A 24,569-nucleotide genomic window follows, 5' to 3' on the forward strand; every position below is an offset into this window, starting at 1 on the left:
ACACTCCTTACTTCCCGAGGCAGAAACTCGAAAAGATCTCGTCCAAAAGATTTTCCACATCAACCCGGCCAATAAGCAGCTCAAGGCTTCGAATCGCCGTCCGAATTTCTTCCGCCGCCAGATCATACCAGTCCGGCCCGCGCATGAGCATCTCCTGTGCGGCCCCCAGCGCGGATTTCCCCTGAAGGAAGGCAACACGATGCCGTTCCCGCGTCGCCAACCCCGCCGCCTGAACCTTGTCGAAAAGGCGCGCACCGATCTCCGCGATCAGAAGATCTATCCCCTGTCCCGTCAGCGCGGAAATTCCATCCGCATCCCCTGACAGATCGGCCTTTGACCGCAGCACGATATCCTCGTCCCCCAACTCCATATCCGGCATGCCGCGATCATCCAATAGCAGCACCCGCAGATCCGCCGTTTTTGCCCGCGCCCGCGCCCGCGTAATCCCGATCTTTTCCACCGGATCCTGCGCTTCCCGCAACCCTGCCGTATCGAGCAGCGTCACCGGCAACCCGGCGATATCCATCCTGACCTCGATCACATCACGCGTTGTCCCGGCGATCTCGGACGTAATAGCTGCTTCTCGCCCCGCCAGCGCGTTCAGAAGACTGGATTTGCCGACATTCGGCGCACCCAGAATGGCGACCTCAAATCCCGTTCGGATCCGCTCCGCTGCGTCGATGCCGGCGAGTTCCCGATCCAGCGACCCGGAGACCAGAGTGATCAACTCCGCAACCCGGTCCGACACATCGACGGGAACCTCTTCGTCAGCGAAATCAATCGTGACCTCCAGCAGAGACGCCGCTTCGATGAGATCCCGCCGCCAGATCTCCACGGTTTTTCCCAGTGCACCGCCAAAGACGCGCAACGCCTGTCGCCTTTGGCTCTCCGTTTCAGATTCGATGAGATCTGCCAAGGCCTCGACCTGCGTCAGATCCAGACGGTCGTTCTCCAGGGCCCGGCGGGTAAACTCACCCGGCTCTGCAAGGCGAAGCCCCGCCATCTTCTCCAGCGCTCGCAAAACAGCACGCTGGATGGCAACGCTGCCATGCAGATGAAATTCCGCGACCGTCTCGCCGGTAAAACTTGCGCCGTCCTCGAACAGCAGCAGCAACGCCTCGTCGAGAACCTGCCCCTCCGCATCCCGCAACCGCCGCAGCACAGCCTGGCGCGGCGCCGGCAAAGTTCCGGCAAGACGCGACGCCGCGTCCCAGGCTTTCGTCCCGGAAACGCGGATCACTGTCACGCCGGCCTTTCCCGGCGCGCTCGCAAGGGCAAAGATGGTGTCCAAACCTGCCTCCCGGCCGGTCCTAGCTGTTCATCGAGTCGAAGAATTCCGAGTTCGTCTTGGTCTGCTTGAGCTTCGACAGCAGGAATTCGATGGCATCCGTGGTGCCCATCGGATTCAGGATCCGCCGCAGCACAAAGGTCTTTTGCAGATCAATCTTGTCGACCAGAAGGTCTTCCTTCCGCGTACCCGACTTCAGAATGTCGATCGCCGGGAAGACCCGCTTGTCCGCAACCTTCCGATCCAGCACGATCTCGGAGTTGCCGGTGCCCTTGAATTCCTCAAAGATCACCTCATCCATGCGCGATCCGGTGTCGATCAGCGCCGTTGCGATGATCGTCAGAGATCCGCCCTCTTCGATATTCCGCGCCGCGCCGAAGAACCGCTTCGGTCGTTGCAAGGCGTTGGCATCCACACCACCGGTCAGCACCTTCCCCGAGGACGGCACAACTGTGTTGAATGCTCTACCAAGTCTGGTGATCGAGTCCAGAAGGATCACAACATCTCGCTTGTGTTCCACCAGACGTTTGGCTTTCTCGATGACCATTTCCGAAACCGCAACATGCCGCGTCGCCGGTTCGTCAAAGGTAGAGGAAATCACCTCCCCCTTCACCGAGCGCTGCATATCCGTCACCTCTTCCGGCCGCTCGTCGATCAGCAGCACGATCAGATAGCACTCCGGATGGTTCTTTTCGATGCTCGTCGCGATATTCTGGAGCAGCACCGTCTTACCGGTCCGCGGCGGCGCCACGATGAGCGAGCGCTGGCCCTTGCCGATGGGCGAGACCAGGTCGATGATCCGGGCCGAGCGGTCCTTGATCGTCGGATCCTCGATCTCCATCGTCAGCCGTTCGTCCGGATAGAGCGGCGTCAGGTTGTCGAAGGCGATCTTGTGCCGCGCGCGCTCCGGATCCTCGAAATTGATCTTGGTGACATCCACCAGCGCGAAATAGCGCTCCTCGCCATCGGGCGCGCGGATCTCGCCCTCCACCGTGTCGCCGGTGCGCAGCGAGTATTTCCGGATCATGTCCGGCGAGACATAGATATCGTCGGGACCGGGCAGATAGTTCGCTTCCGGCGAGCGCAGGAAACCGAACCCGTCCTGAAGCACCTCGAGCACACCATCGCCAAAGATCTGCCAGTCCTCATCCGCGCGTTCGCGCAGGATCTGGAACATCATCTCGCCCTTGCGCATGGTCGAGGCGTTCTCGATCTCGAGCTCCTCGGCCATGGCGAGCAGATCTTTGGGGCTCTTCGCCTTCAGGTCGGAGAGGTTGAGCTTCTCGATGCTCATCATGAATCCTTCCGGGCCGGTCATACGGCCCCGTATCTGTCGGTCTCTGGGAAAATCACACCCGGACGGGTATCGCAAAGGGAGGTAATGCGCTCCGTCTCCCGAGTCAATCTTTCTCGCACATGGCCGCCCGTGGGGGTTCGAAACCAATCTTTAAGAGAAAAGAGAAAAGATGATTTTGAGATTAGGAACCCATGCCACCGGTGGATTATTCGCTTATGCGCGTCTTGTCCCAAGGACACAGAGCTGTGGGCAATTCTGTGCGTAGCGACGCCTTGTTCTTAACATTCTCTAAAATTAATAATTTAATTTCAGTGGATTGACGCGTATTCTTATCCCCTGAATAACCCTTGGACAGTTGGCGTCTGCGAAAGCTCATCCTCAGCACAAAGTTATCCTTCCCCACAACCGAACGACTCGGTCCGGCGCGTCGTGAACTGTGCCGGTTTTCCCCCGGCTTGCATGTCGGAGCGATTTTCCCCAGAACGCTCCCCTGACAAGGCCCCTTAGATTTCGACAGGTTTTTCCACATGGCCCCGCCGTTCATTTTGGCGTCCGGCTCGCAGATCCGGGCAGAGATGCTGCAAAACGCCGCCGTGCCCTTCCGAATCGAGAGGCCGCGCGTCGACGAAGCTGCGCTGCGCGACTCGCTCGCCCAGGAAGGTGCCGGGCCGCGCGACATGGCCGATGCCCTGGCCGAATTCAAAGCCCGCCGCGTTTCGCAGCGCCATCCCGAGGCGTTCGTTCTGGGCTGTGACCAGATCCTCGCGCTCGGTACCGAGATCTTTACCAAACCCGAAACCCCGGAGGACGCACGCGCTCAGCTCGTGCGTCTGCGCGGTCAGCGGCATCAGTTGTTTTCCGGCGCGGTGATCTATCAGGCCGGCGAACCGCTCTGGCGCCATGTCGGTACCGCGCGGCTGGTCATGCGGGACTTCTCGGAGGCCTATCTCGACGATTATCTCGCGCGGAACTGGGAGAGCGTCCGTCACTCCGTCGGCGGTTACAAGCTCGAGGAAGAGGGGGTTCGCCTCTTTGCGCGTATAGAGGGCGATCACTTCACAATTCTCGGATTGCCGCTGCTCGAACTGCTTGCCTTTCTTTCGGTCCGGGGGATCATCGCCGCATGACTGTCGCACGTATACCGCTCGCCGGCGTGATTGGATCGCCGGTTGCACATTCCCGCTCGCCGCTGCTGCATGGCCATTGGCTGCGCCGATACGGGCTGCCCGGCCACTACATTCCCATGGAAATCGCGCCGGACAGGCTCGAAGCCGCCATGCGCATGCTCCCCGATCTTGGCTTTGTCGGGGTCAATGTAACCATTCCCTATAAGGAAAAGATGATGGAGATCGCCGATCTGGTCTCCGACCGGGCCACGCTGATCGGTGCGGCAAATACCATCATCTTCCGCCAGGACGGGCGCATTCACGCCGACAACACCGATGGCTACGGCTTCATCGAAAACCTGCGCCAGGGCGCGCCCGACTGGGATCCGAAAGCCGGCCCCGCCATGCTCTTCGGTGCCGGTGGCGCCGCGCGGGCGGTGGTCGCTTCGCTGCTCGAGGTCGGTGTGCCGGAAATCCGCGTCAGCAACCGCACACGTCTGCGCGCGGAGAAGCTGCGCGAGGATTTCGGCTCGCGGATCACCGTGGTGGAATGGGTGCAGGCAGGCAACGCGCTGGAAGAGGCGGCGCTGGTGGTGAACTCGACCTCGCTTGGCATGACCGGCAAGCCCGAACTGCGGGTTCCGCTCGACGGGTTGCGGTCGGGCACAGTTGTGAGTGATCTCGTTTATGTGCCGCTGCAAACCCGGCTGTTGCGCGTCGCGGAGGAAAAGGGCTGCACCTGCGTGGATGGTCTGGGCATGCTGATCCATCAGGCTGTGCCCGGCTTCGAACGCTGGTTCGGCCAGCGCCCCGAGGTCGATGACGAGACCCGCGCCGCGGTCATGCCATGAGTTTTCGTCTCGGCCTCACCGGCTCCATCGGTATGGGCAAATCCACCACCGCCGCGATGTTTGCAGAACGGGGATGCGCGCTCTGGGATGCGGATGCGGCAGTGCATCGGCTTTATGCCAAGGGCGGTGCGGCGGTTGCCCCGTTGCAGGAGACGTTTCCGAAGGCCATCGAGGACGGCGCGGTCTCGCGCGATCGGCTGCGCGAGATCATCGCCGCCGATCCCGACGCCCTGCCCCGGATCGAGGCCATCGTGCACCCGCTGGTGCGTCAGGACCGCGAGATATTTGCCGCCAACCATACCGACAGGATCGTCGTCTTCGACATTCCGTTGCTGTTCGAAACCGGTGGAGAGGCGGAGATGGACGCTGTCGCATGTGTCACGATTCCAGCCCAATTGCAGCGCGAGCGGGTGCTTGCGCGCGGCACGATGAGCGCGGAGGATCTTGATCGTATCCTGGCGCGGCAGATGCCGAGTGACGAAAAATGCGCCCGCGCCGATTATGTGATCGTCACCGATACGCTTGAGCATGCCGGCGCGCAGGTGCAGTCTGTTCTGGAAGATATCGAAAGGCGGCGCCATGCGTGAGATCGTGCTCGACACCGAAACCACCGGCTTCGAACCGGAACAGGGTGATCGCATCGTTGAGATCGGTGCGGTCGAGCTTTTTAATCACGTCCCCACCGGCAACACCTATCACCAATATATCAATCCCGAACGCTCGATGCCGCAGGAGGCATTTCAGGTGCACGGGCTGGGCGATGATTTCCTGCGCGACAAGCCGGTCTTTGCCAAGATCGTCGATGAGTTCCGCAGCTTCATCGGCGACGCCAAGCTGGTGATCCACAACGCCGCTTTCGACGTGAAATTCCTCAATGCCGAGCTGCGCTGGTCGGGCCGCCCGCTCCTGCCGCGCGACTGCGCCATCGACACGCTGGACATCGCCCGGCGCAAATTCCCAGGCTCTCCCGCCTCGCTGGATGCGCTTTGCCGCCGCTTCGGTATCGACAACTCGTCGCGGACATTGCACGGCGCGCTTCTCGATAGTGAAATCCTGGCGGAAGTCTATCTTGAGCTGATCGGCGGCAAGCAGCCCGATCTCGTGCTGACGCCGCAGCGGCAGAATAGCAGCGGTGCGGATATGTCGGAGGACTGGCGCCCGACCCGTCGTCCGGTGCCGCTGCCGCCCCGGATCACGGAAGAAGAAAAGGCGGCTCACGCCGCCTTTGTCGAAAAGCTCGGGGAAAACGCGCTCTGGACGCGCGGCTGAGCGCTCAGGCGTCGAGCTTCTGCTCGCCGCTTGCTGCGGCCTGCTGCCGACGTGCCAGCTCGTTGCGGTAGAGCGCGACGAAGTCGATCATTTCGAGGTTCAGCGGCGGGAAGCCACCGTCACGAGTGATGTCGGAGATGATGCGGCGCGCGAAGGGGAAAATCATACGCGGGCATTCGATCAGCAAGAAGGGATGCATCTGCTCGTCCGGCACGTTTTCGATGTGGAACACCCCGGCGTAATCCATTTCGAGCAGGAACAGCGTGGTGTCGGTGTCTTTGCCCTTGGATTCGACCTTGAGCTTCATGACCACTTCATACTGGTGTTCGGTGCTGCGCTTCTTGGCGTCGAGATTGACCTGAACCTGTACGTCGGGCTGAACCTCGCCCGCGCTGCCCTTCTGGGCGAGGATGTTCTCAAAGGACAGATCCCGCACGAACTGTGCGAGAACGTTCATCTTGACGGGCGCCGGCGCCTCGTTCGCGCCGTTCTGAGGGGTTTCTGCCATGGTGTCTCTCCTGAAACGAGGTTTGCCCTGCAATAGCAGGCAGGGCTGCGCGCCTCAATGCCTCGTCCAGCCGGAACCGGGATGGTTGGGCCGTTTGTCCTGGGGAATTTCGGTATATTCCCCTTCGATCACGTCGCCGGGTCCGGCTCCGCGCGGATCGCGCCGCATGTCGTCGGGCCGCGGCTGCGGGCCGCGGCTGCCCATCTCAAACCGCGCCACGGTGACGCGGCGCGACAAATAGCGCATCAGGGCGACGCGCACCGGCGGCGAGAGCAAGGCAAAGCCGACCGCATCGGTGAAAAACCCCGGCGTCAGCAGCAGCGCGCCCGCCAGAAGGATCATCGCGCCATGCGCAAGCGGTGCGCTCGGGTCTTCCAGACGGGAAAAAGAGCCCTGCAAATCGCTCATTGCCCGCAATCCCTGCGACCGCACCAGCCAGGTGCCGAGCATCGCCGTCAGCACCACGATGGCCAGTGTCGGCCAAAGCCCGATCAGCCCACCGACCTGGATGAACAGCGCGATTTCAACGATTGGCACCAGCAGGAATGCCAGAAAAAGCCACATGATGGGTCTCCCTTGCGTCCGGGCGCCGGTAGACTTGCCGGAACCCAGCACTTACATAGGGATGCAACAAGAGAACTTCCACGTTTCTGCGCATGAGGTGCCGATGAACACGCCGATCGTCCAGCTGCTGGTCCTTGCCGGGATCGCGATTTTCCTGATCCTGCGGTTGCGCAGCGTGCTGGGAACGCGCGACGGGTTCGAAAAACCGCCGGTTCCCGCACCGGGCAAGCGCGAGGAGGCCAAGCGTGAATTCGAGGTCATCGAGGGCGGCCCGGATCGCGACATCATTGACCACGTGCCCGAGGGCAGCGATGCCGCCGAAGCGCTGGCCAAGATGAAGCGGGCCGAGCCCTCTTTCAATGTCGGGGAGTTCCTCTCCGGCGCGCGCGGCGCCTATGAAATGATCCTCATGGGGTTCGACAATGGCGAGATCGAGGATCTCAAACCCTTCCTGTCGGATGAAATCTACGAGACCTTCGCGCAGGTCATCCAGGCCCGCGCCGATCAAGGTCTGACCATCGAGGCGGAATTTGTCGGCGTGCGCGAGATGACCTTGGCCGATGCAAGCTTTGACGATGACAGCAAGCTGGCCGAGATCACGGTGAAATATGTCGGCGAGCTGACCTCGGTGGTGAAAAATGCCGAGGGCGAGATCGTCGAGGGCAGCGCCACTGCGGTCAAGCGCCAGAAGGACGTCTGGACCTATGCCCGCAACATGGGCAGCGACGATCCGAACTGGCAGCTGGTCGCGACCGACGAATAATGCGGCGGGCCATCCGTGCCGCGCTTGTGGCGGGCATGACACTGGCAGGCACCATGAGCGCGGCGGACACCGAAACCACCTACGAGATCCTCGACTTCGCCGATCTGGACGGCTGGGCCGAGGACGATCACGCCGCCGCGCTTTCGGTGTTTCTCGAGACCTGCGGCGATCTGCGCGAACCGGATTGGGTCAGCCTCTGCGCTGTTGCACGTGAAACATCGGATGCCCGCGATTTCTTTGAGCTTTTCTTTCGCCCCGTGCAGATCGGAGATGGCGGCGAAGGCCTGTTCACCGGCTATTTCGAGCCCGAGCTCGACGGCGCGCTGAGCCCCGGGCCACGCTACCGTTATCCGATCTACCGTATGCCGCCCGAAGCGCAGGGCACCGGCCCCTGGCTCAGCCGGCGTGATATTCTGAACTCCGGGGTGATGTCGGGGCGCGGTCTGGAAATTGCCTGGGTCGACGATCCGGTAGAACTGTTCTTTCTGCAAATCCAGGGTTCGGGGCGTATCCGCCTGCCTGACGGGCGGCATATCCGCGTCGGCTATGGCGGTGCCAACGGCCATCCCTATCGCTCCGTCGGGCAGGAGCTGGTGCGGCGCGGCACCTTCAACGCGCATCAGGTGTCGGCGCAGCGCATCAAGTCCTGGGTCCGGAGCAACCCGTTCGACGGGCAGGAGCTGCTCTATCACAATCCGTCCTACGTGTTCTTTCGCGAAGTAAGCGAGGTGCCCGCTGAAAAAGGCCCGCTCGGCGCGATGAACCGCTCGATCACCGCCATGCGGTCCATTGCCGTCGATCCGTCTTTCACCCCGCTCGGGGCGCCGGTCTGGATCGAGAAGGACGGCGCCTCGCCTCTGCGGCGGCTGATGATCGCGCAGGATACCGGCTCGGCGATCAAGGGGGCGCAGCGTGCCGATATCTTCTTTGGCACCGGCGATGAGGCCGGGCGCTTGGCGGGGCAGCTGAAGGATCCCGGCCGGCTGGTGGTGTTCCTGCCGATCCAGCGCGCCTATGCACTACTGCCGGAATCGGTGTTATGAGCCGGCGCCGTCTGCGGCCCGAAGAGCTGGAGCTGTGGCAGCAGGTGGCGAAAACCGCCGAGCGTCTGCCGGGCCAAGCTGCCAAACGGCCCGCGCCTGTGGCACCGAAAGCGTCAGAAACCAGCCCGGGTAAACCTCCTCCTGTCCCGTCCGATCCGTTTCCAACGTTCGGTCTTGGCAGCGGCGCCAAAGCACCGCCGGAATCGCATGATTTCCTCGGCACCACCTCCGACCGGCTGTCGCGAGATCCTGTGCGCATGGATTCCAAGGCGTTTACCCGGATGAAACGCGGCAAGCTGGTGCCCGAGGCGCGGCTCGACCTGCACGGGATGACGCTGGACCAGGCGCATCCCGAGCTGGTCCGCTTCGTACTTACGTCGCAGACGCGCGGGCTGCGTCTGGTGCTGGTGATCACCGGCAAGGGCCTGCGCGAAGATCCGCACGATCCGATGCCGCGCCGACGGGGCGTGCTCAAGACGCAGGTGCCGCAATGGCTGCGCATGCCGCCGGTGGCGCAGGCGGTGCTCCAGATTTCCGAGGCGCATGGCAAGCATGGCGGGTCCGGCGCCTATTACGTTTATCTCCGCCGCCGCCGCTGAAATGCCGTAGGGTGGGCAATTTGCCCACCGCTTGTCCAGCATTACCGCGACAGGATCTGGTTCGCATAATCGCGCAGATAAATCCGTAACCAGGGGGTGAAGCGCTTGGGGGACTCCTCGGTCTGCCGCGCCAGCGTCTCCAGATCGACCCAGGCAAACTCCATGACTTCCGCGGGATTAGGGTCGATTTTCATTCCTTCCGGCGCCTCGCCGACAAACAGGTCCACAAGCTCGTGCTCAATCATGCCGCCGCCCACGCCGGCACGATATTCCACCTGCCCGCGCGGGGTGAGCGCGAGGCCGGTAATCCCCAGCTCCTCCGCCAGCCGCCGCGTGGCGCAATCGGCGGGGCTCTCGTCCCAATGCGGATGCGTGCAGCAGGTATTCGCCCAGAGCCCGGGCGTGTGATACTTGCCGAGCGCCCGGCGCTGGATCAGCAGCCGGTTGCCGCGCAGCACAAAAACCGACACGGCCTTGTGGCGCAGGCCGCGCAGATGCACCTCGATCTTGTCGACCGGTGTCAGGGATCCATCGACCCAGGCGGGAATGGTGTTGTCCATGGCGCCTGTTTCCTCTTGCGGCGCGCAAGGGTCAAGCACCCTTGGCATATGGTCGCATATGCAGCCCGGGACTATTGTTGATTTCATCACCGTTGGGCTAGGTTCCGCATCGGATACGCGTCACGGGAGACAAAATCATGAAATTCAAGATAGCCACGGCAATCGCTGCAGTGACTCTTGCCACCTCGGGCTATGCGCAGGACGCCGCCGAGGGGGAGGAGATCTTCAAGAAACGCTGCCGATCCTGCCACACGATCACCGACGATGCGGGCGAAACCATCGTCAGGGGCGGTCGCACAGGTCCGAACCTTTATGGCGTTATCGGCCGGCCCGCCGGCTCCGTCGAGGATTTTCGCTATCGTGACTCCATCGAGGCGGCGAACGCAAAGGGCCTGGTGTGGGACGAGGCCACGTTTGAGGAATACGTTCAGGATCCGACGGCCTTCCTGAAATCCTATCTCGACGATGCCGGCGCGCGCTCGGGCATGACCTTCAAGCTTCGGGAAGGTGCCGCCGATGTTTACGCTTATCTCGCGTCGATGAGCCCGGCTGCCGAATGACACGCGGCGTGTCGCGATGACGGCGCGACATCGTCGCGATTGTCGAAGATAAATAAGGGGGGGCGTCTCGACGAGACGCCCCCCATTTTTTGCCGGATCGCGACGCTACAGGTTGGACAGCGTCGATGCCTGACGGGTCAGGCCAAAGACTGTACCGACCAGGCCAAAGACCGTCTGGGTGCTGGTGATCGGCGATTCCGTAGCAAGGACCGTGTCGCCGGGATTGATCAGGAATTTCTTCGCTGCGAACAGCCCGTCGGCCGAGGTCAGATCGAAGCTGAACACCACTTGCTGCATGCGCGGCGCGCTGCCATCCGACCGCAGATGCTTCACACGATACTCCCGCAGAACCAGAACGCCCTTGGGATCGGCACGGAAATCTGTAAGCCCGCCCATCAGGGAGATTGCCTCCATCGCCGCGAGATCGTCTTTGGGGAAGTAGATCAAATCTTCCTTGCCCGAGGCGCCGAGCGCGGTGAAGCTGTGGTCGTCCTGCTCGACGATCACGGTATCGCCGGGCCGCAACAGCGTGTTGCGGGCACCGCTTTCTAGCAGTTGCGAGGCGGAAATTTCGTAGGTCGCACCGCCACGAATCAGCCGCACGCGGGGGTTTCGCAGGCTGGGCTGAATGCCGCCGCCATCGGCGATCAGGCTCAGCACCTTGTAGTTGCGCGAGGGCATCTGATAGGCGCCCGGCGCCGCAACGCCGCCAACAAGTTCGACCGAATTCGTGCGGCCCTGCGTGAGCTTGAGCTGAACCTGCGCGGAGGGCGCGATCTGGATCAGCTGCTCCTGCACCCGCGTCCGGGCGGCCGCCGGGGTCAGGCCGCGGATGTAGACCTTGTTGACATAGGGCACGAAGATCGCGCCATCAGGGCCGACCTCGACGCCCGACATCAGCGTCGATTTTTCCGCCTCGCTGGTAAGGAGCGAGTTTTCCTGACTGTCCCAGATGACGATATCGACCTGGTCACCGGTACTGATCACGTTGGAGCTCGGCCCACTGGACGTGCCCGGCCACTCATGTTCGTTTTCCCAGCCGGTTCGTGGCCAGCTCGCGATCGCGGGCATGTTCGCCCGGGTCACGGAAACCACTTGGAAGCTTGGGTTTTCAGCCGAGGATTCGTTCAGAACCTCGGATTGCAGAGCCGCGCCGCGCGGCAAGCTACAGCTGGCAATCAGCAACAATGCAGCGCAGGCGGCAAAGAAATTGCGTAGTACGGGCAATGCAGTTCCCCCCAAGGAAAAATCGTCCGGCGTATCTTGGGCTTTCTTAGCGGTTGTGGCTGGTGATAGACAGCCTCTTGTCGTCGTAAAAATCATATGGACGATTCCGCGTGGCGGTTACACCTCGTCAAGTGGACAATAAGCGGGAAATGGCCGCCGGCTCGACGCGACATTTGCGGGTCAGGCGGGGAAACAGCGGAGACGAGGCGATGACAAGGGGCAAACGGGCGTTCGATATCGTCGCCTCTCTCCTTCTGATCGTCGTTCTGGCTCCGCTCATCGCGATCATAGCGCTGGCGATCCTGATCCGCGACGGCAGGCCGGTTCTGTACCTTTCGGAACGGATGAAAACACCGCAAGAGGGCTTCCTGCTTTGGAAATTCCGCACGATGCGCCCGGACGGAAATGACCGTGGCGTATCCGGTGGCGATAAGGCGGATCGGGTCACCGCAACCGGCAGGGTGTTGCGCCGCTACCGGCTCGACGAGTTGCCGCAGCTCTGGAACATCCTGCGCGGCGATGTCAGCTTTGTCGGGCCGCGCCCGCCGCTGCGCCGTTACACAGACATGTTCCCCGATCTCTATGCCGAGGTGCTTAAGGCCCGGCCCGGCGTGACGGGGCTTGCGACGCTGGCGTTTCACCGCACCGAAGAGCGTCTTCTGGTCGGCTGCCGCAGCAAGGACGAGACCGAGGCGGTCTATTGCCGCCGCTGCGTTCCGCGCAAGGCGCGGCTCGATCTGATCTACGCCCGCAACCGAAGTTTCTGCTACGACATCAGGCTGATGGTTGCGACTGTGCTGCGCCGGATATCGCTGCACTGAGCGCAATCAGCGCCGCAGCATGTGCATGGCGGCATATCCGGTGACCTCTCCCAGCCACTGTCGTGAGGCGAGGATCTCGCCGGAGGCATCCACCACGTAGTAATCGACGAAAGACGGGCCGTCGGGGCTTTCGCAGGCGGCGACCATTTCCTGACCGCTGGCCTGGACCAGTCCCATGTTCACATCGACGGCTTTGTCCGGCTCGACACCGCAGCGATAGGTGATCGTCTTGGTGATGTCCTCGGCGGTCAGGAAGCGCTGCACATAGGTGACCTGTCCGGTCTGACGCCCGCGCACCAGCTCGAGAACTGCGCTTTCGTCGGTGGACATCAGGTCGCCGCCCAGGCCGCGCGTGCCGGTGATCATTCCGTGATTCATCACGACCGCCTGGCGGGTTGCCGTGGCGAAGGTCCGGTAAGGGGCGTTCTGTTCGATCTGGATAAGCAGGGTCTGCGAGTTGCGCGAGGCGACGTTGAAAAACGCCACCGGCAGATCGGTTGCGGTCAGTGTTTGAACGATCTGCTGTTGGGTCACGTCGGACGGGGCCTGATCGCCGCCGAACACCACCGAGTAGATATTCGTCACCGGGTTGCTGAAATACGGATCGTTGCTGCATCCGGCCAGTGCCAGCCCCAGGCCAAGCAGGGCAGCAAATCGCTGCATCGCGCGGGTCTTCATCGCCAGAACCTTCCCCAGGATTTCGCCACATCGGGTTCGTGCCATGTGCGCACCTGTTCATAAAGTCGGCTCGACACATTCAGCCGGGCGCCGCCGTCCCGCTGGACAGAGCGGATGACCGTGGTGTTGGTTTCGCGCGAGGGCGTGCCGAGGCCGACCGAGAGCGGAATCGTCAGCATGATGCCCTTGTCGAAGGAGCCTTCGCCGAAATCGTCTTCGGAAACGTCGGTAAAGGTGGCAAAGGCGCCGATCCGCCAGCCATTGGCAAATTCACGATGCAGGGTGAAGGTCGCCCCGTAGTCGCCCGCGAGATAACGCCCGACATCGACCTGACCGTGGAAACCGTTGCCAAAGGCGTAATAGGCGGAGAGATGACCGTTCACATCGGGGATCTCGCGCTCGACGCCCGAGACCGGATCGACCGTCACGTTTTCCTGAAGCCCGAACATCACATCGTAATCGCGCCGCCGCACGTAGTTGAGCTCGGCGCCCAGTGCCAGGCGGCTGTCTACAGGTTTCCAGAGCAGTTCGGCGGAAACGCCGGCATACATCTGTTCGAGATACCCCAGCGACACACGGCTGTAGAGATTGCGCCCGGGCCGACCGTATAGGTCGAGCGTGAGCGTATCGATCGCCGGGTCGCCTTCGCGGGCGTAATTGCCGTAATCGGTGCGCACCCGTGGCAGCTTCGATTCGTCCTCGCGGCTGATATCGTTCAGGTTGCCGAAGAGCTTCTTCTTGATCGACCCGGAGAGCACGACGTTGGGCGTGATCTCGAACGATCCGGCAAGCCGTGCGCCAAGGTCGATGCGCAGCGGGTTCTGCGGGTCGAAGGTCGAGTAGGAATAATAGGGGGTCAGCGACCAGATGAACTTGGGATAGTCGCCAAGATCGGGCCGCGGCGCCCGCCCGAAGGCGTCGGTGATTTCCGTGCGCGCCAGCATCTCGACCGCGGCATCGTTTTCAAGCGCTTCCAGGTCGGATCGGCGCAGGGTGATCGCCGACATCGCCATGCCGTTTTCCGTCGGGACGATGACGAACTCCTCGACCGAGGCGGGCAGAACCCGGGTCATCACCCGTGCGGCGCGGCCAATGGCCTGCGCCGGGGCGCCGTAGGTGGGATTGCGCAGGCGCAGCGTCGCGGTGCGCGGTTGCAGATCGAACCCTTCGACTGCCAGTTTTTCCCGCTCCAGACTTGTGATGAGCCGCTGCTTTGTACTGGTTTCCGCCTCGTCGAGCGCCACCGCCCAGCCCAGATCCCGGGCATCGCCGGGCGCCCGCACCTTCACCGGAAGGCCCGCGGTTTCGTTGCCGCCGGGAACGCCCTGGGTTTTGGGGTTGAGCGGATAGGTGATCTGCGCGCCGAAGGTCGAGCCATAGGCATAATAGAGCGACAGCTGCATGTCGTTCTTGAGCCGGTAATCGACGCCCAGGTTGATCGGCGAGCTGTGCTCGAATCCGCCGGAGGCGCGCTCCTCGTCATAGGCGTCGGAGGAATATTCGAGCTTGAAGGTCAGGCGGTCGTTGGGTGAATAGCTGATGCCGCCGAAGGGCGAGACGTCGCCGCGGAACCAGCGGTCATAGGTGGGCACACCGCCGGTGCCCAGGATCGTGTCCGACCGCGCGCTGATCGTGGCCACCGGGTTGTAGCTGCCCAGCCGCCCCCAGCCGAGACCGCCTGTGACCTTCAGCCCGGGCATCAGGGTCTTGGTCGCGACGACATATTCGCCGCTATAAATCCCGGTCCCGATGAAATCCTGAAGCCCCACGGCCACCGCAGGGCGGATATTCGTCTCGGTGAAGATCAGATAGCGCAGGTCGAAGCTGCGGTCGTAATAGACGCCATCGACGCTGGCCGGGTTGTCGAAGTTCTGAATGCCGGTATAGCGGAATGTGCCGATAAGGCGCGGCGTGATCTGAAAAATCAGCGAACCGCGGTTGCTGTCATGCACGCGACCATAGGTCAGACCCAGCGTCGCGTCCGGCGCCATCTCCGCGCTCGGCATGTCGATCAGGCCGGGCTGCCCATAGAGGTTGAAGCTCGGCAGGGTTTCCGCGCCGGCGGCGCCGGACAGGGTGGCAAACCCCAGGATCGCGGCGCCGAACCCGATCTTTCTCGCGCGCAATGCTGCCCCCACTTTCATCAACCTGCCTCGTGATCAGAAAAGCTCTTTGGCCTAGAGCTAGTCGGATTTTGCGCCCCTGTCTATTCGTGCGGTGCCGCCTCTGAAGGTCTGTGGGATAATCGGCACGACTTCGCCACCACGTTAAGTCGACAGTTTGAAATGTTAAGCGGGCCGTAACGGGTTTGCCCGTAGAACCCTGTCCGGGGTGTAACAAGAGGTGGTGGAAATGGCGGTCGACAGCAATGTCGCGCCGGTCATCATCAAGAGGAAAAAGGTCTCGGGCGGGGACGGGCACCATGGTGGTGCCTGGAAGGTCGCCTATGCCGACTTCGTGACGGCGATGATGGCCTTTTTCATGTTGATGTGGCTGCTGAACGCGACGACCGAAAAGCAGCGCAAGGGTCTTGCGGATTATTTCAGCCCGACCGTGGCGATCAGCCGGGTGTCCGGCGGTGGCGACGGCAGCCTGGGCGGCGACAGCGTGTTTTCCGAAAACACGCTGCCCCGAGTCGGCACCGGCGCCACCAGCTTGCGCCCGACATCCGAAGCGTCCGAGAGCCGATCCATGCAGCCCGATATGGCGCAGGCGGGGGCCGAAGAGCTCAGGCAGGTCGAGGATCTGCTCATGGGCCGGACCGGCGAAAGCATGGTCGATGACGGGCTTTTGCGCCATATCGTGACCCGCGTCACCGATGAGGGGCTGGTGGTCGAGCTGTTCGAGACAGCCGATGCGCGGCTTTTCGACGAGGACGGGCAGCCGACCGAGCTGCTGCGTGCATTATCGGGCGTGATCGTGCGGGTCTCGGCCATGGTGACGAACCCGGTCGCGGTCGAGGGCCATGTCAGCGCCTATCCCGTGGTGCTTGCGCACGATCCCTCCTGGGACGTGTCCAGCGGCCATGCCGACCGGTTCCGGGAATTGTTGATCTCCGGCGGGCTGAACAAGCGCCGGGTCGACCGCGTGACCGCCCATGCCGACCGCGAGCCGACAGAGCGCAACCCGATGGATCCGCGTAACAACCGGATCGAGGTCATCTTCCTGCGCGGCTCCTGAAGCCACGAATGACTCGTATTTTAGCTGTTAGCGCGGCGTTAAGCCCGGACCCGTAACTGTGGTCCCGAGCTTCTGACAGAGACAGCAGAAAGGCGTGTCCATGACCATTTCCTCGTCCCTCAATGCCGGGGTTTCCGGGCTCTCCGCGAATGCGAGCCGCCTCGCCGCGATTTCCGACAATATCGCCAACTCCTCGACCTATGGCTATCGTCGGGTCGAGACCGATTTCAATTCGCTGGTGATGACCAATGGCGGTCGGACCTATACCGCCGGTGGCGTGCAATCTTCCAATATCCGCCTCGTCGATGAGGGCGGATCGATTGTATCGAGCAACAACGCCACCGATCTCGCGGTGCGTGGCCGGGGCATGCTGCCGGTGGCCTCCGTCTCGCAATATCAGGCGACGGGCGAGCCCGAGCTGCTGCTGACCTCGACAGGGTCGTTCCGCCTCAACGAGGAGGGGTACCTCGCCAATGAGGCGGGATATTACCTTCTGGGCTGGCCCGCCGATCTCGACGGGACGATTCCGTCTTTTCCCCGTGACACCACTGCCGGGCTCGAACCGGTGCAGTTCAGCCTCAGCCTGACGGGCGATCCGACCACCTCTGTCTCGATGGCGCTGAACCTGCCGGCCACCGAAACCGAGACCGGATCGTCGGGGGATTCGCACAACCTTTCGGTGGAATATTTCGACAATCTCGGCGTGTCGCAGAGTATCTCGGTGACCTTTACGCCGACGGTGCCGGCCACGGGCATGTCCAATGAATGGACCATGGTGATGACCGATTCCGCGCAGGACGACGCGGTGATCGGCGAATACACCATCGTTTTCGATGATAGCCGCACGGGCGGTGGCCGCATCGCCTCGGTCACGCCGGTCTCCGGTGGCCCCTATGACGATGTGACGGGGTTGCTCACGGTCGATGTGGCCGGTGGGCCGATCGAGTTCGATATCGGCGCGGTCGGCGCCAATAGCGGCCTGTCGCAGCTTTCCGACAGCTTCGCGCCGATCTCGATCACCAAGGACGGGTCTCCCGTCGGCAATATGGTTTCGGTCGAAATCGACGAAAACGGATATGTCAGCGCGAATTACGACACCGGCGTCAGCAGCGTGCTTTACCAGGTTCCGCTGGCCGATCTGCCCAACCCCAACGGCATGATCGCCATGGACAGCCAGACCTTCCGGCCCTCGCCCGAAAGCGGCGCCTATTTCCTGTGGAATGCCGGGGACGGCCCGACCGGCGATATCAAGTCCTTTGCGCGGGAGGAATCGGCGACCGATGTCGCCAAGGAGCTGACGGATATGATCCAGACCCAGCGCGCCTATTCCTCGAACGCCAAGGTCATCCAGACCGTGGACGAGATGCTCCAGGAAACCACCAATATCAAGCGCTGATCCCTTTCGGGATCGGCCCCTGACGGGAGGCCGCTGAATGTCACTGACCGGAGCCCTTTCCAACGCCTTGAGCGGCCTCACCGCCAACAGTCGCGCTGCCGCGCTGGTCGCCTCGAACATCGCCAACGCCACGACGGAAAGCTATGGGCGCCGGTCGCTCGATCTCTCCTCACGCCCCGCCGGCACGTTGGGCGGCGTGGCGATCGACGGGGTGCGGCGCAATGTCGATGTGGCGGTACTGTCCGACCGGCGGCTCTCCGATGCGCAATCCGGCTTTGCAGACAACATGCAGAGTTTTGCCAGCGGCATTGAGACCCTGCTTGGGGCAAGCGACGAGGCGGGCTCACTCACAAGCCTTTATTCCGCCTTTGAAAACGCCTTGCTGTCGGCGGCCTCAGATCCTTCCTCTGATCAGAGGCTGGCCTCCGTGGCGCTCGCGGCGGAGGATTTCACCGAGAAGCTGAACGGCATCTCCGACGAGATCCAGCTGCAACGCACCGCGGCGGACCGCGCCATCGCCGCCGATGTCGAGTCGCTGAATACGGCGCTGGGCCGGGTCAAGGCGCTGAACACAGCGATCTCGGAGAGCCTTATCAGCGACGGTGATCCGTCCGCGCTGATGGACGAACGGCAGCGGGTGATCGACGAGGTCTCCGCTATCCTGCCCCTGCGCAGCGTAGCGCGTGAAAATGGCACCGTGGCGCTTTACGCGGCCTCGGGCACCGTGTTGCTCGATCAGACGATCCACAGCGATCCGGTGACGATCGGCTTCACGCCACAGAATCCGGTCACCGCGCATATGACGCTCGATAACGGGCTGCTTTCTGGGCTGGAGATCGACGGCTTTGCCATCGATAGCAGCAATGACGGCCCGCTGGGCGGCGGCAGGCTCGGCGCGCAATTGCAGATCCGCGATACAGTCGCGGTCGACATGCAGGCGGTGCTCGACGGCATCGCCCGCGATCTGATCGAACGGTTTGCGCCAGGTGGGCCAGATACGACACTTGCAAGCGGCGATCCGGGGCTCTTCACAGATGGCGGCGCGGCTTTCGACGCGCTGGACGAAACCGGCCTTGCCGGTCGGATTTCGCTCAACCCGCTTGTCTCCCCCGATGGCAATGGCGTCTGGCGCCTGCGCGACGGGCTCGGCGCCGCAACCCGCGGCGATGTCGGCGATGCGCGCCTGCTTCAGGCCTATTCCGGCGCGCTCGACGCCTTGCAGCTGCCCGGCTCGGCCAGCCTTGGCAGCGGCACCAGCAGCTTCAGCCAGCATGTCGCCGATTTTCACTCCGCCATCGCCGCCGCCCGCGTGCGCGCCGACGGCGAACAGAGCTTCAGCAGCGCCCAGAATACGGCGCTGAAGGAGCTGGAACTCTCCAAGAGCGTGGACACCGATGCCGAGCTTCAAGACCTGCTCCGCATCGAGCAGCACTACGCCGCAAATGCCAGGGTGATCAGCACGGTGGACGAGCTGATGCAGACCCTGCTGAACATGTAAGGAGCCCACCATGGACACTGTCGGCGATCTTGCCCGGACGCTGGTGCTGCGCACGCATCAGACCCGGCTCAACCGCGAACTCGACACGCTGGGAACCGAAATCGCCACGGGGTTCGTCAGAGACCCGGCAGCGCATCTGGGTGGCGATGTCACCGGCCTCCTCGCCATCGACCGCACACTCTCGCAGCTCGAAACCTATCGCGTCAACACCGCCGAAGCGGCGCTGCTGGCCGACACGATGCAGACCACGCTGGAGGAGATCCAGGACCGCACCGAGTCACTTTCGCAGGTGCTGCTCTCGGTCGAGCTGACGCCCAATGACGAAATGTTCCAGACCCTCTCCGGCGATGCGGAGGATGCGCTGCAACAGATGCTCAATGGGCTCAACCGTTCGGTCGGCGGTCGGTTTCTGTTTTCCGGCGCCGCCACTGACAGCCCCTCGGTGATCGACAGCGACACCATGCTGGCGGAGCTGCGCGGCGCACTTGCCGGCGAAACCACCGTTGCGGGCATCGAGGCACAGCTCGACAACTGGTTCGACAGCGCCGGCGGCGGATTCGAAACCGACGGCTATACCGGATCGGATACCGCGCTGGCGCCGCTGCGGCTCAGCCGGACAGAGAGCGTGACGCTCGACATCCGTGCCGATGAGACCGTGTTCCGCGACATGATGAAGGCTGTGGCTGGCGCTGCGCTTGCCAGTGACGAAACGCTGAGCTTGTCCACGGAGGTGAAGACGGAACTGATTTCCACCTCGGCGCTGGCGCTTCAAAGCGCTCAGGCCAGCATGGTCGAGCTGCGCGCCGGTCTGGGCGGCGTCGAGGAACGGATCGAGCGGACCACGGCGCGTAACTCTGCCGAGCGCACCGCGACCAGCTTGGCGCGGCTGGAGCTTGTCGGGACCGACGAATACGAAACGGCGACACGCTACGAAAACACCCGTGTCCAGCTGGAAAGCCTCTACGCGATCACCGCCCGCTCGTCACGCCTGTCGCTGACGGCGTTCCTGTCATGATCCGTTTTGCGGTTTCTCTCTGCCTTGCGCTGATGCTCGCCGGTGCGGCACAGGCGCAGGCGGTTCGGATCAAGGATCTGGTCGAGGTCGACGGCGTTCGCGCCAACGATCTTGTTGGGTATGGCCTTGTGGTCGGGCTCAATGGCACCGGCGACGGCCTGCGCAACGCGCCCTTCACCGAAGAGATCATGCAAAACATCCTCGAACGGCTCGGGGTGAATGTCACCGGTGAGCAGTTTCGTCCGCGCAACGTGGCGGCGGTGTTCGTCACCGGTCGCCTGCCGCCCTTCGCCCGCTCGGGCAGTCAGATAGACGTCACCGTCTCGGCGATCGGCGATGCCAACAGCCTGCTGGGCGGTACGCTGATCATGACACCGCTCAATGCTGCCGATGGGCAGATCTATGCAGTGGCCCAGGGTACGGTCATCGCCGGCGGTGTCGATGCGGCGGGCGATGCGGCGCGAGTGGTCCAGGGGGTGCCAACCTCCGGTGTGATCCCGGCAGGAGCGCGCATCGAACGCGAGGTCGAGTTCGATTTCACCCAGCTTTCGACTCTGCGCCTGGCGCTGCGCGAGCCGGATTTTACCACCGCCGCACGTATCGAAAACGCGATTAACCGGCGTGTCGGGCAGCCTGCGGCCCGGATGCTCGACGCTGGCACGATATCGGTCGATCTGCGCCGCACCGGCGCGGGCTCGCCTGCCCGTGCCGTCGTGGCCATCGAGAACCTGCCGGTGGAGCCGGAGCGGCGCGCCCGGGTCGTGGTCGATCAGCGGTCGGGCACCATCGTGATGGGGGAGGACGTGCGCATCTCGCGCGTCGCGGTATCGCAGGGCAACCTGACCCTGCGGATCGAGGAAAACCCGATCACAGTGCAGCCCAATCCCTTCGCCGAGGGCGAGACGGTGGTTGTACCGCGCACCAATGCGGGGATCTTCGAGGAGCCTGGGATCGGCCTGGCGGAAATCCCGAGCGGAACCTCCCTGTCGGAGGTCATCGCCGGGCTGAACGCGCTGGGCGTGTCTCCGCGCGACATGATCGACATTCTCAAGAGCATCAAGGCCGCAGGCGCGCTGCATGCGGAATTCGTGGTGATGTAGCGGCATATCCGGCGGGCGCAGACCCTTTATTAACGGCTGCCGGCCTACTCTCTCCTCAACGCTGACAAAGGAGCCGTCCCAATGCTGGGAATCATCGGGATCGTTGTGATTTTTGCCATGGTGTTCGGCGGTTACATCCTCGCCGGCGGCAAGATGGCGATCATTCTCAAGGCGCTGCCTTTCGAGATGATGATGATCGGTGGCGCCGCAGTTGGATCGTTCCTGATCGGCAACGATTCCGGTGTGGTGAAACACACGCTCAAGGATGTCGGCAAGGTTTTCAAAGGTGCGAAGTGGAAGCCGGCCGATTACCGCGATTTGCTTTGCCTGCTGTTCGAACTGATCCGGCTGGCGCGACAAAGCCCCGTCGCAATCGAGGAACATGTGGAATCGCCGGGCGAGTCGGCGATCTTTACCAAATATCCAAAGATCCAGGGCGACAAGATCGCGGTGGAGCTGATCTGCGACACGATGCGCTCCATGTCGATGAACTACGATGATCCGCATCAGGTGGAGGAGGTGCTCGACAAGCGCATCGAGGCGCTGGAGCATCACCGCCTGCATTCCAGCCACGCACTGCAAAGCCTGGCGGACGGTCTGCCGGCGCTGGGCATCGTCGCCGCGGTGCTCGGAGTGATCAAGACCATGGGCTCGATCGACCAGCCGCCCGAGGTTCTGGGCAAGCTCATCGGCGGTGCGCTTGTTGGCACGTTTTTGGGCGTTTTCCTGGCTTATGGCTTTGCCGGGCCCTTCGCGGTGAAGGTCAAGGCGGTGGTGGAGGACGACCTGCATTTCTATCAGCTGATCCGCGAAGTTCTGGTCGCCAACCTGCACAATCATGCCACGAATATCTGCATCGAGGTCGGCCGCCAGAATACCCCGGCGCATTTCCGGCCGAGCTTCGTGGATCTCGAGGAGGCGCTGAAATCGGTCAAGCAGGCAGCGGCATGATCCGGGCCGCTGTACTCATGGCTGCGTTGCTGCTCGGGAGTTTGCCGGCATTCGCTCAGGAGATCCGCGTGCGATCCGGCGAACATGGCGATTTCACCCGTCTGGTGCTCGATCTTCCGCGAGACATGCAATGGCGGCTGTCGCAGCCGGAGGCGCGGCAGGCAGAGATTCGTTTCGAAACGGGCGGGTATGTGTTCGATTTTTCCGATGTGTTTGCTCGCATCGATCGCGCGCGTGTCGCCGACCTTTCGGTCCTGGCGGAAGGGAGCGGCATCCGGATCGACCTCGCCTGCGCCTGCGCAGCCTCGGCTTTTCTGCTGCGCGAGCGCATGCTCGTTGTCGACATTCGCGCAGGCACGCCGCCGCTGCCAGAACCTTCGCCACCGTCCCCGGCCTCAAAAGCGCTTTCGGAACTGCGGGTCGGGCCGGACGTCGGTATTGGCCCGCCGCCGGCTGAAAATGCGTTGCTGCCTGCCTTCAGCCTGCCGACCATCGCCGATACCGGTTCCGTGCCAGCGGAGGCGCCAGCCATCGACCCGGGGGCCTTTGAGCGCATGCTCTCCGAGCAGCTCGCCACCGCAGCCACCGAAGGGCTGCTCAATCCCGCGTTGCGGGATCTGCTTCGCCCCAACGCCGCGCGGGACGCGTCTCCGGAGGTTTACGAGGATAGCGTTTCCGGTACGGGCGATGCGGCTTCGACGGCGCGCACCGCTATCGAAGCGGCGATTGCCGGGCAGGACCCTTATGACCTGCAATCGCGCATTCGGATTGGTGGCACCGCTTGCGTGCGCGATGACAGGCTGGACCTTGCGTCCTGGGGCGGAGATGAAACGCTCGAGACGATCATTCCTGAACTGCGCGCGCGGCTTTACGGCGAATTCGACCGGCTTGATCCCGAGGTGCTGATCGCACTGGCCAGGGCCTATCTCCATATCGGATTCGGCGCTGAAGCTCGGGCACTGCTCGAATTGGATCCGGAGCTGCGCGATCCGGTTCTTGTTGCGCTGGCCGGCATTGTCGATGGTGAGGCTGATGGGGCCGGCGTATTCGCCGGCCAGACCGATTGCGACGGGTTTGCTGCGCTCTGGGCGCTGGCGGGGGCGCCCGCCCTGCCTGAGGGCGCTGAAATCGACGGCGACGCGATCCGGCGGGCCTTTGAAAAATTGCCGCTGAATCTGCGCTCCCTGCTTGGGCCGCGCCTCGCGACAAGGCTCGCAGAGGAGGGTCAGCCCGGCGTCGCGCGCAACCTGCTCTTGCAGCTTGCGCGCGCCACGGGCGAGACCAGCGAAGATATGGTTTACAGCGCGGCAAAGATCGACCGGCTCGAAGGCGCGGTAGATGAGGCGCGTGACGTTCTCGAAGCCTTTGCTGCGCGCGCGGGAGAGCATGCGCCCGACGCGGTCGCCGCCGCGATCGAGATTGCGACGGAGCGGCGTGAACCGGTCGGCGCGCGCATGACGGAGCTGTCTGCCGCCTATGCGACAGAGCTGCGCGAGACGGAAAAGGGTCCGGAACTTTGGCGGGCGCATCTGCGGGCGATGATCGCCAATGGCGAGTACGAGGAAGGCTTCGCCAGCTTTTGGAACGCTGACGATATCCCGGAATCGATACGTGTCGCCGCCGCCGGTGAGGCGCTGATCCTGCTCACCGAGCAGGCACCCGATACGGCGTTTCTGAAACAGACGGTGTCACGCGCGGCCGCGTTCGATGGGCTGGTCGAGCCAAAGGCCACGCTTGCCGTGGCAGAGCGCCTGCTCAATCTCGGCCTTAGTGATGAGGCGGCAAGCTGGGCCGATCTGACCGGGGCAGACCGCGCAGCCCGGCGCACGCGCCTACTCACCGCCCGCATTCACCTTGCCCGCTCCGAGCCGGAGGCAGCCGAGATCGCGCTGATCGGATTGCAGGGCGAGGACGTGCTGCGGCTCCGGGCGGAGGCGCGGCGTATGATGGGCGATTTCGACTATGCCAGAACGGCTTATGACAAGCTTGGCGAGCCGCAGCGGGCACGTTCCGCTGCCTGGCTGGCGGGTGACTGGCCTGCACTCGATGACGCGCAGGACACGCTGGGCGCGACCGCTGCGCTCGTCCGTGCCGATCTTCCTAATGCAGATGAAACTTTGCCGAGCCTTGCGCTCGCCGAACAGCTCGCCGGCACCGGCGCCGAAACGCGTGCCGCCCTGCGCGCCCTGCTGGAGGACACCCGACTGCCGAGCGACTAACCCGGCGCGGGCTTACGGAAAATAAACCTTGCCGCGATAGCGGTTGAAAACGAACTCGGAACCCCGGTGGATCAGA

At 63.1% G+C, this 24,569-nt stretch carries 24 protein-coding genes; 16 read left to right on the forward strand and 8 right to left on the reverse strand.

The genetic code is table 11. The features are described 5' to 3' along the window. Positions 1-7: 7 nt before the first annotated feature. Entirely contained in the window at positions 8-1,291 is a 1,284-nt protein-coding gene (mnmE, locus tag Ga0080574_RS11620; protein ID WP_076699093.1) for a tRNA uridine-5-carboxymethylaminomethyl(34) synthesis GTPase MnmE, read from the reverse strand. A gap of 19 nt (positions 1,292-1,310) precedes the next feature. Continuing rightward, the gene (gene rho, locus Ga0080574_RS11625) at positions 1,311-2,582 is read right to left on the reverse strand and encodes a transcription termination factor Rho (RefSeq protein ID WP_076699096.1); all 1,272 of its coding nucleotides are present in this window, start codon (positions 2,580-2,582) and stop codon (positions 1,311-1,313) included. Positions 2,583-3,112: 530 nt separating this feature from the next. On the opposite strand from rho, the gene Ga0080574_RS11630 reads away from it, so the two are divergent. From Ga0080574_RS11630 to dnaQ, 4 genes are read left to right on the forward strand one after another with little or no spacing between them, the layout of a single operon-like run. Then, positions 3,113-3,712: a Maf family protein gene (locus tag Ga0080574_RS11630; protein WP_076699099.1), complete on the forward strand. Its 600-nt coding sequence runs from the start codon at positions 3,113-3,115 to the stop codon at positions 3,710-3,712. Further along, positions 3,709-4,542: a shikimate dehydrogenase gene (locus Ga0080574_RS11635; RefSeq protein WP_076699101.1), complete on the forward strand. Its 834-nt coding sequence runs from the start codon at positions 3,709-3,711 to the stop codon at positions 4,540-4,542. The genes Ga0080574_RS11630 and Ga0080574_RS11635 overlap by 4 nt, the downstream gene beginning before the upstream one ends. Beyond that, complete coding sequence (gene coaE, locus Ga0080574_RS11640) at positions 4,539-5,129, forward strand: dephospho-CoA kinase (RefSeq protein ID WP_076699104.1); 591 nt, start codon at positions 4,539-4,541, stop codon at positions 5,127-5,129. The genes Ga0080574_RS11635 and coaE overlap by 4 nt, the downstream gene beginning before the upstream one ends. After that, entirely contained in the window at positions 5,122-5,811 is a 690-nt protein-coding gene (dnaQ, locus tag Ga0080574_RS11645) for a DNA polymerase III subunit epsilon (RefSeq protein ID WP_076699106.1), read from the forward strand. Before coaE ends, dnaQ begins: the two co-directional genes overlap by 8 nt. Positions 5,812-5,815: 4 nt before the next feature. On the opposite strand, the gene secB is transcribed toward dnaQ, so the two are convergent. Both secB and Ga0080574_RS11655 read right to left on the reverse strand, forming a co-directional pair. Continuing rightward, positions 5,816-6,319 (reverse strand): protein-export chaperone SecB, encoded by a 504-nt coding sequence (secB, locus tag Ga0080574_RS11650; RefSeq protein ID WP_076699109.1) that lies wholly within the window; start codon positions 6,317-6,319, stop codon positions 5,816-5,818. A gap of 54 nt (positions 6,320-6,373) precedes the next feature. Continuing rightward, a complete protein-coding gene (locus tag Ga0080574_RS11655) occupies positions 6,374-6,883 on the reverse strand; it encodes an FxsA family protein (RefSeq protein ID WP_076699112.1) in 510 nt (169 codons plus the stop codon). A gap of 103 nt (positions 6,884-6,986) precedes the next feature. On the opposite strand from Ga0080574_RS11655, the gene Ga0080574_RS11660 reads away from it, so the two are divergent. From Ga0080574_RS11660 to Ga0080574_RS11670, 3 genes are read left to right on the forward strand one after another with little or no spacing between them, the layout of a single operon-like run. Beyond that, entirely contained in the window at positions 6,987-7,646 is a 660-nt protein-coding gene (locus Ga0080574_RS11660) for a Tim44/TimA family putative adaptor protein (RefSeq protein WP_076699115.1), read from the forward strand. Further along, positions 7,646-8,689 (forward strand): murein transglycosylase A, encoded by a 1,044-nt coding sequence (gene mltA, locus Ga0080574_RS11665; protein ID WP_076699118.1) that lies wholly within the window; start codon positions 7,646-7,648, stop codon positions 8,687-8,689. Before Ga0080574_RS11660 ends, mltA begins: the two co-directional genes overlap by 1 nt. Next, positions 8,686-9,288 (forward strand): Smr/MutS family protein, encoded by a 603-nt coding sequence (locus Ga0080574_RS11670; protein ID WP_076699120.1) that lies wholly within the window; start codon positions 8,686-8,688, stop codon positions 9,286-9,288. The genes mltA and Ga0080574_RS11670 overlap by 4 nt, the downstream gene beginning before the upstream one ends. Positions 9,289-9,329: 41 nt before the next feature. Here the strand turns inward: Ga0080574_RS11670 and idi are convergent, their stop codons facing one another. Next, the gene (idi, locus tag Ga0080574_RS11675) at positions 9,330-9,848 is read right to left on the reverse strand and encodes an isopentenyl-diphosphate Delta-isomerase (protein ID WP_076699123.1); all 519 of its coding nucleotides are present in this window, start codon (positions 9,846-9,848) and stop codon (positions 9,330-9,332) included. Between the two features lie 137 nt (positions 9,849-9,985). Here idi and Ga0080574_RS11680 point away from each other — a divergent pair, with 137 nt between their 5' ends. Further along, positions 9,986-10,408, forward strand: coding sequence for a c-type cytochrome (locus Ga0080574_RS11680; protein ID WP_076699125.1), 423 nt, complete (start codon positions 9,986-9,988; stop codon positions 10,406-10,408). Positions 10,409-10,513: 105 nt separating this feature from the next. Here the strand turns inward: Ga0080574_RS11680 and Ga0080574_RS11685 are convergent, their stop codons facing one another. After that, a complete protein-coding gene (locus tag Ga0080574_RS11685; RefSeq protein ID WP_076699128.1) occupies positions 10,514-11,635 on the reverse strand; it encodes a polysaccharide biosynthesis/export family protein in 1,122 nt (373 codons plus the stop codon). A 209-nt stretch (positions 11,636-11,844) separates the two neighbouring features. Here Ga0080574_RS11685 and Ga0080574_RS11690 point away from each other — a divergent pair, with 209 nt between their 5' ends. After that, positions 11,845-12,456, forward strand: a complete 612-nt coding sequence (locus tag Ga0080574_RS11690) for a sugar transferase (protein ID WP_076699131.1) — start codon at positions 11,845-11,847, stop codon at positions 12,454-12,456. A gap of 6 nt (positions 12,457-12,462) precedes the next feature. Here Ga0080574_RS11690 and Ga0080574_RS11695 read toward each other — a convergent pair whose 3' ends face one another. Both Ga0080574_RS11695 and Ga0080574_RS11700 read right to left on the reverse strand, forming a co-directional pair. Beyond that, complete coding sequence (locus Ga0080574_RS11695; protein ID WP_237219365.1) at positions 12,463-13,179, reverse strand: YjbF family lipoprotein; 717 nt, start codon at positions 13,177-13,179, stop codon at positions 12,463-12,465. After that, the gene (locus Ga0080574_RS11700) at positions 13,131-15,278 is read right to left on the reverse strand and encodes a YjbH domain-containing protein (protein ID WP_076699137.1); all 2,148 of its coding nucleotides are present in this window, start codon (positions 15,276-15,278) and stop codon (positions 13,131-13,133) included. Before Ga0080574_RS11700 ends, Ga0080574_RS11695 begins: the two co-directional genes overlap by 49 nt. 208 nt (positions 15,279-15,486) lie before the next feature. On the opposite strand from Ga0080574_RS11700, the gene Ga0080574_RS11705 reads away from it, so the two are divergent. The 7 genes from Ga0080574_RS11705 to Ga0080574_RS11735 all read left to right on the forward strand — a co-directional run bounded on the left by Ga0080574_RS11705 (position 15,487) and on the right by Ga0080574_RS11735 (position 24,493). Beyond that, positions 15,487-16,314, forward strand: coding sequence for a flagellar motor protein MotB (locus Ga0080574_RS11705; RefSeq protein WP_076699140.1), 828 nt, complete (start codon positions 15,487-15,489; stop codon positions 16,312-16,314). Positions 16,315-16,414: 100 nt separating this feature from the next. Continuing rightward, positions 16,415-17,710, forward strand: coding sequence for a flagellar hook protein FlgE (locus Ga0080574_RS11710; protein WP_076699143.1), 1,296 nt, complete (start codon positions 16,415-16,417; stop codon positions 17,708-17,710). Between the two features lie 37 nt (positions 17,711-17,747). Further along, positions 17,748-19,208 carry a flagellar hook-associated protein FlgK gene (gene flgK / locus Ga0080574_RS11715; protein WP_076699145.1) on the forward strand — a complete coding sequence of 487 codons (1,461 nt, stop codon included), beginning with the start codon at positions 17,748-17,750 and terminating at the stop codon, positions 19,206-19,208. A gap of 10 nt (positions 19,209-19,218) precedes the next feature. Then, the gene (locus Ga0080574_RS11720; RefSeq protein WP_076699148.1) at positions 19,219-20,223 is read left to right on the forward strand and encodes a flagellin; all 1,005 of its coding nucleotides are present in this window, start codon (positions 19,219-19,221) and stop codon (positions 20,221-20,223) included. Continuing rightward, positions 20,220-21,323 (forward strand): flagellar basal body P-ring protein FlgI, encoded by a 1,104-nt coding sequence (locus Ga0080574_RS11725; protein ID WP_076699151.1) that lies wholly within the window; start codon positions 20,220-20,222, stop codon positions 21,321-21,323. The genes Ga0080574_RS11720 and Ga0080574_RS11725 overlap by 4 nt, the downstream gene beginning before the upstream one ends. 81 nt (positions 21,324-21,404) lie before the next feature. Beyond that, a complete protein-coding gene (gene motA / locus Ga0080574_RS11730; protein WP_076699154.1) occupies positions 21,405-22,274 on the forward strand; it encodes a flagellar motor stator protein MotA in 870 nt (289 codons plus the stop codon). Continuing rightward, positions 22,271-24,493 (forward strand): hypothetical protein, encoded by a 2,223-nt coding sequence (locus tag Ga0080574_RS11735; RefSeq protein ID WP_237219366.1) that lies wholly within the window; start codon positions 22,271-22,273, stop codon positions 24,491-24,493. The genes motA and Ga0080574_RS11735 overlap by 4 nt, the downstream gene beginning before the upstream one ends. Positions 24,494-24,569: the final 76 nt, after the last annotated feature.

Source organism: Salipiger abyssi (assembly GCF_001975705.1).
Classification (GTDB): Bacteria; Pseudomonadota; Alphaproteobacteria; order Rhodobacterales; family Rhodobacteraceae; genus Salipiger; species Salipiger abyssi.

Excerpts from the sequence above, each read along its gene's own strand:
- rho (WP_076699096.1), bottom strand. The coding sequence starts at position 2,582 with ATGAGCATCGAGAAGCTCAACCTCTCCGACCTGAAGGCGAAGAGCCCC.
- Ga0080574_RS11630 (WP_076699099.1), top strand. The coding sequence starts at position 3,113 with ATGGCCCCGCCGTTCATTTTGGCGTCCGGCTCGCAGATCCGGGCAGAG.
- Ga0080574_RS11635 (WP_076699101.1), top strand. The coding sequence starts at position 3,709 with ATGACTGTCGCACGTATACCGCTCGCCGGCGTGATTGGATCGCCGGTT.
- coaE (WP_076699104.1), top strand. The coding sequence starts at position 4,539 with ATGAGTTTTCGTCTCGGCCTCACCGGCTCCATCGGTATGGGCAAATCC.
- dnaQ (WP_076699106.1), top strand. The coding sequence starts at position 5,122 with ATGCGTGAGATCGTGCTCGACACCGAAACCACCGGCTTCGAACCGGAA.
- secB (WP_076699109.1), bottom strand. The coding sequence starts at position 6,319 with ATGGCAGAAACCCCTCAGAACGGCGCGAACGAGGCGCCGGCGCCCGTC.
- Ga0080574_RS11655 (WP_076699112.1), bottom strand. The coding sequence starts at position 6,883 with ATGTGGCTTTTTCTGGCATTCCTGCTGGTGCCAATCGTTGAAATCGCG.
- Ga0080574_RS11660 (WP_076699115.1), top strand. The coding sequence starts at position 6,987 with ATGAACACGCCGATCGTCCAGCTGCTGGTCCTTGCCGGGATCGCGATT.
- mltA (WP_076699118.1), top strand. The coding sequence starts at position 7,646 with ATGCGGCGGGCCATCCGTGCCGCGCTTGTGGCGGGCATGACACTGGCA.
- Ga0080574_RS11670 (WP_076699120.1), top strand. The coding sequence starts at position 8,686 with ATGAGCCGGCGCCGTCTGCGGCCCGAAGAGCTGGAGCTGTGGCAGCAG.
- idi (WP_076699123.1), bottom strand. The coding sequence starts at position 9,848 with ATGGACAACACCATTCCCGCCTGGGTCGATGGATCCCTGACACCGGTC.
- Ga0080574_RS11680 (WP_076699125.1), top strand. The coding sequence starts at position 9,986 with ATGAAATTCAAGATAGCCACGGCAATCGCTGCAGTGACTCTTGCCACC.
- Ga0080574_RS11690 (WP_076699131.1), top strand. The coding sequence starts at position 11,845 with ATGACAAGGGGCAAACGGGCGTTCGATATCGTCGCCTCTCTCCTTCTG.
- Ga0080574_RS11695 (WP_237219365.1), bottom strand. The coding sequence starts at position 13,179 with ATGGCACGAACCCGATGTGGCGAAATCCTGGGGAAGGTTCTGGCGATG.
- Ga0080574_RS11700 (WP_076699137.1), bottom strand. The coding sequence starts at position 15,278 with ATGAAAGTGGGGGCAGCATTGCGCGCGAGAAAGATCGGGTTCGGCGCC.
- Ga0080574_RS11705 (WP_076699140.1), top strand. The coding sequence starts at position 15,487 with ATGGCGGTCGACAGCAATGTCGCGCCGGTCATCATCAAGAGGAAAAAG.
- Ga0080574_RS11710 (WP_076699143.1), top strand. The coding sequence starts at position 16,415 with ATGACCATTTCCTCGTCCCTCAATGCCGGGGTTTCCGGGCTCTCCGCG.
- flgK (WP_076699145.1), top strand. The coding sequence starts at position 17,748 with ATGTCACTGACCGGAGCCCTTTCCAACGCCTTGAGCGGCCTCACCGCC.
- Ga0080574_RS11720 (WP_076699148.1), top strand. The coding sequence starts at position 19,219 with ATGGACACTGTCGGCGATCTTGCCCGGACGCTGGTGCTGCGCACGCAT.
- Ga0080574_RS11725 (WP_076699151.1), top strand. The coding sequence starts at position 20,220 with ATGATCCGTTTTGCGGTTTCTCTCTGCCTTGCGCTGATGCTCGCCGGT.
- motA (WP_076699154.1), top strand. The coding sequence starts at position 21,405 with ATGCTGGGAATCATCGGGATCGTTGTGATTTTTGCCATGGTGTTCGGC.
- Ga0080574_RS11735 (WP_237219366.1), top strand. The coding sequence starts at position 22,271 with ATGATCCGGGCCGCTGTACTCATGGCTGCGTTGCTGCTCGGGAGTTTG.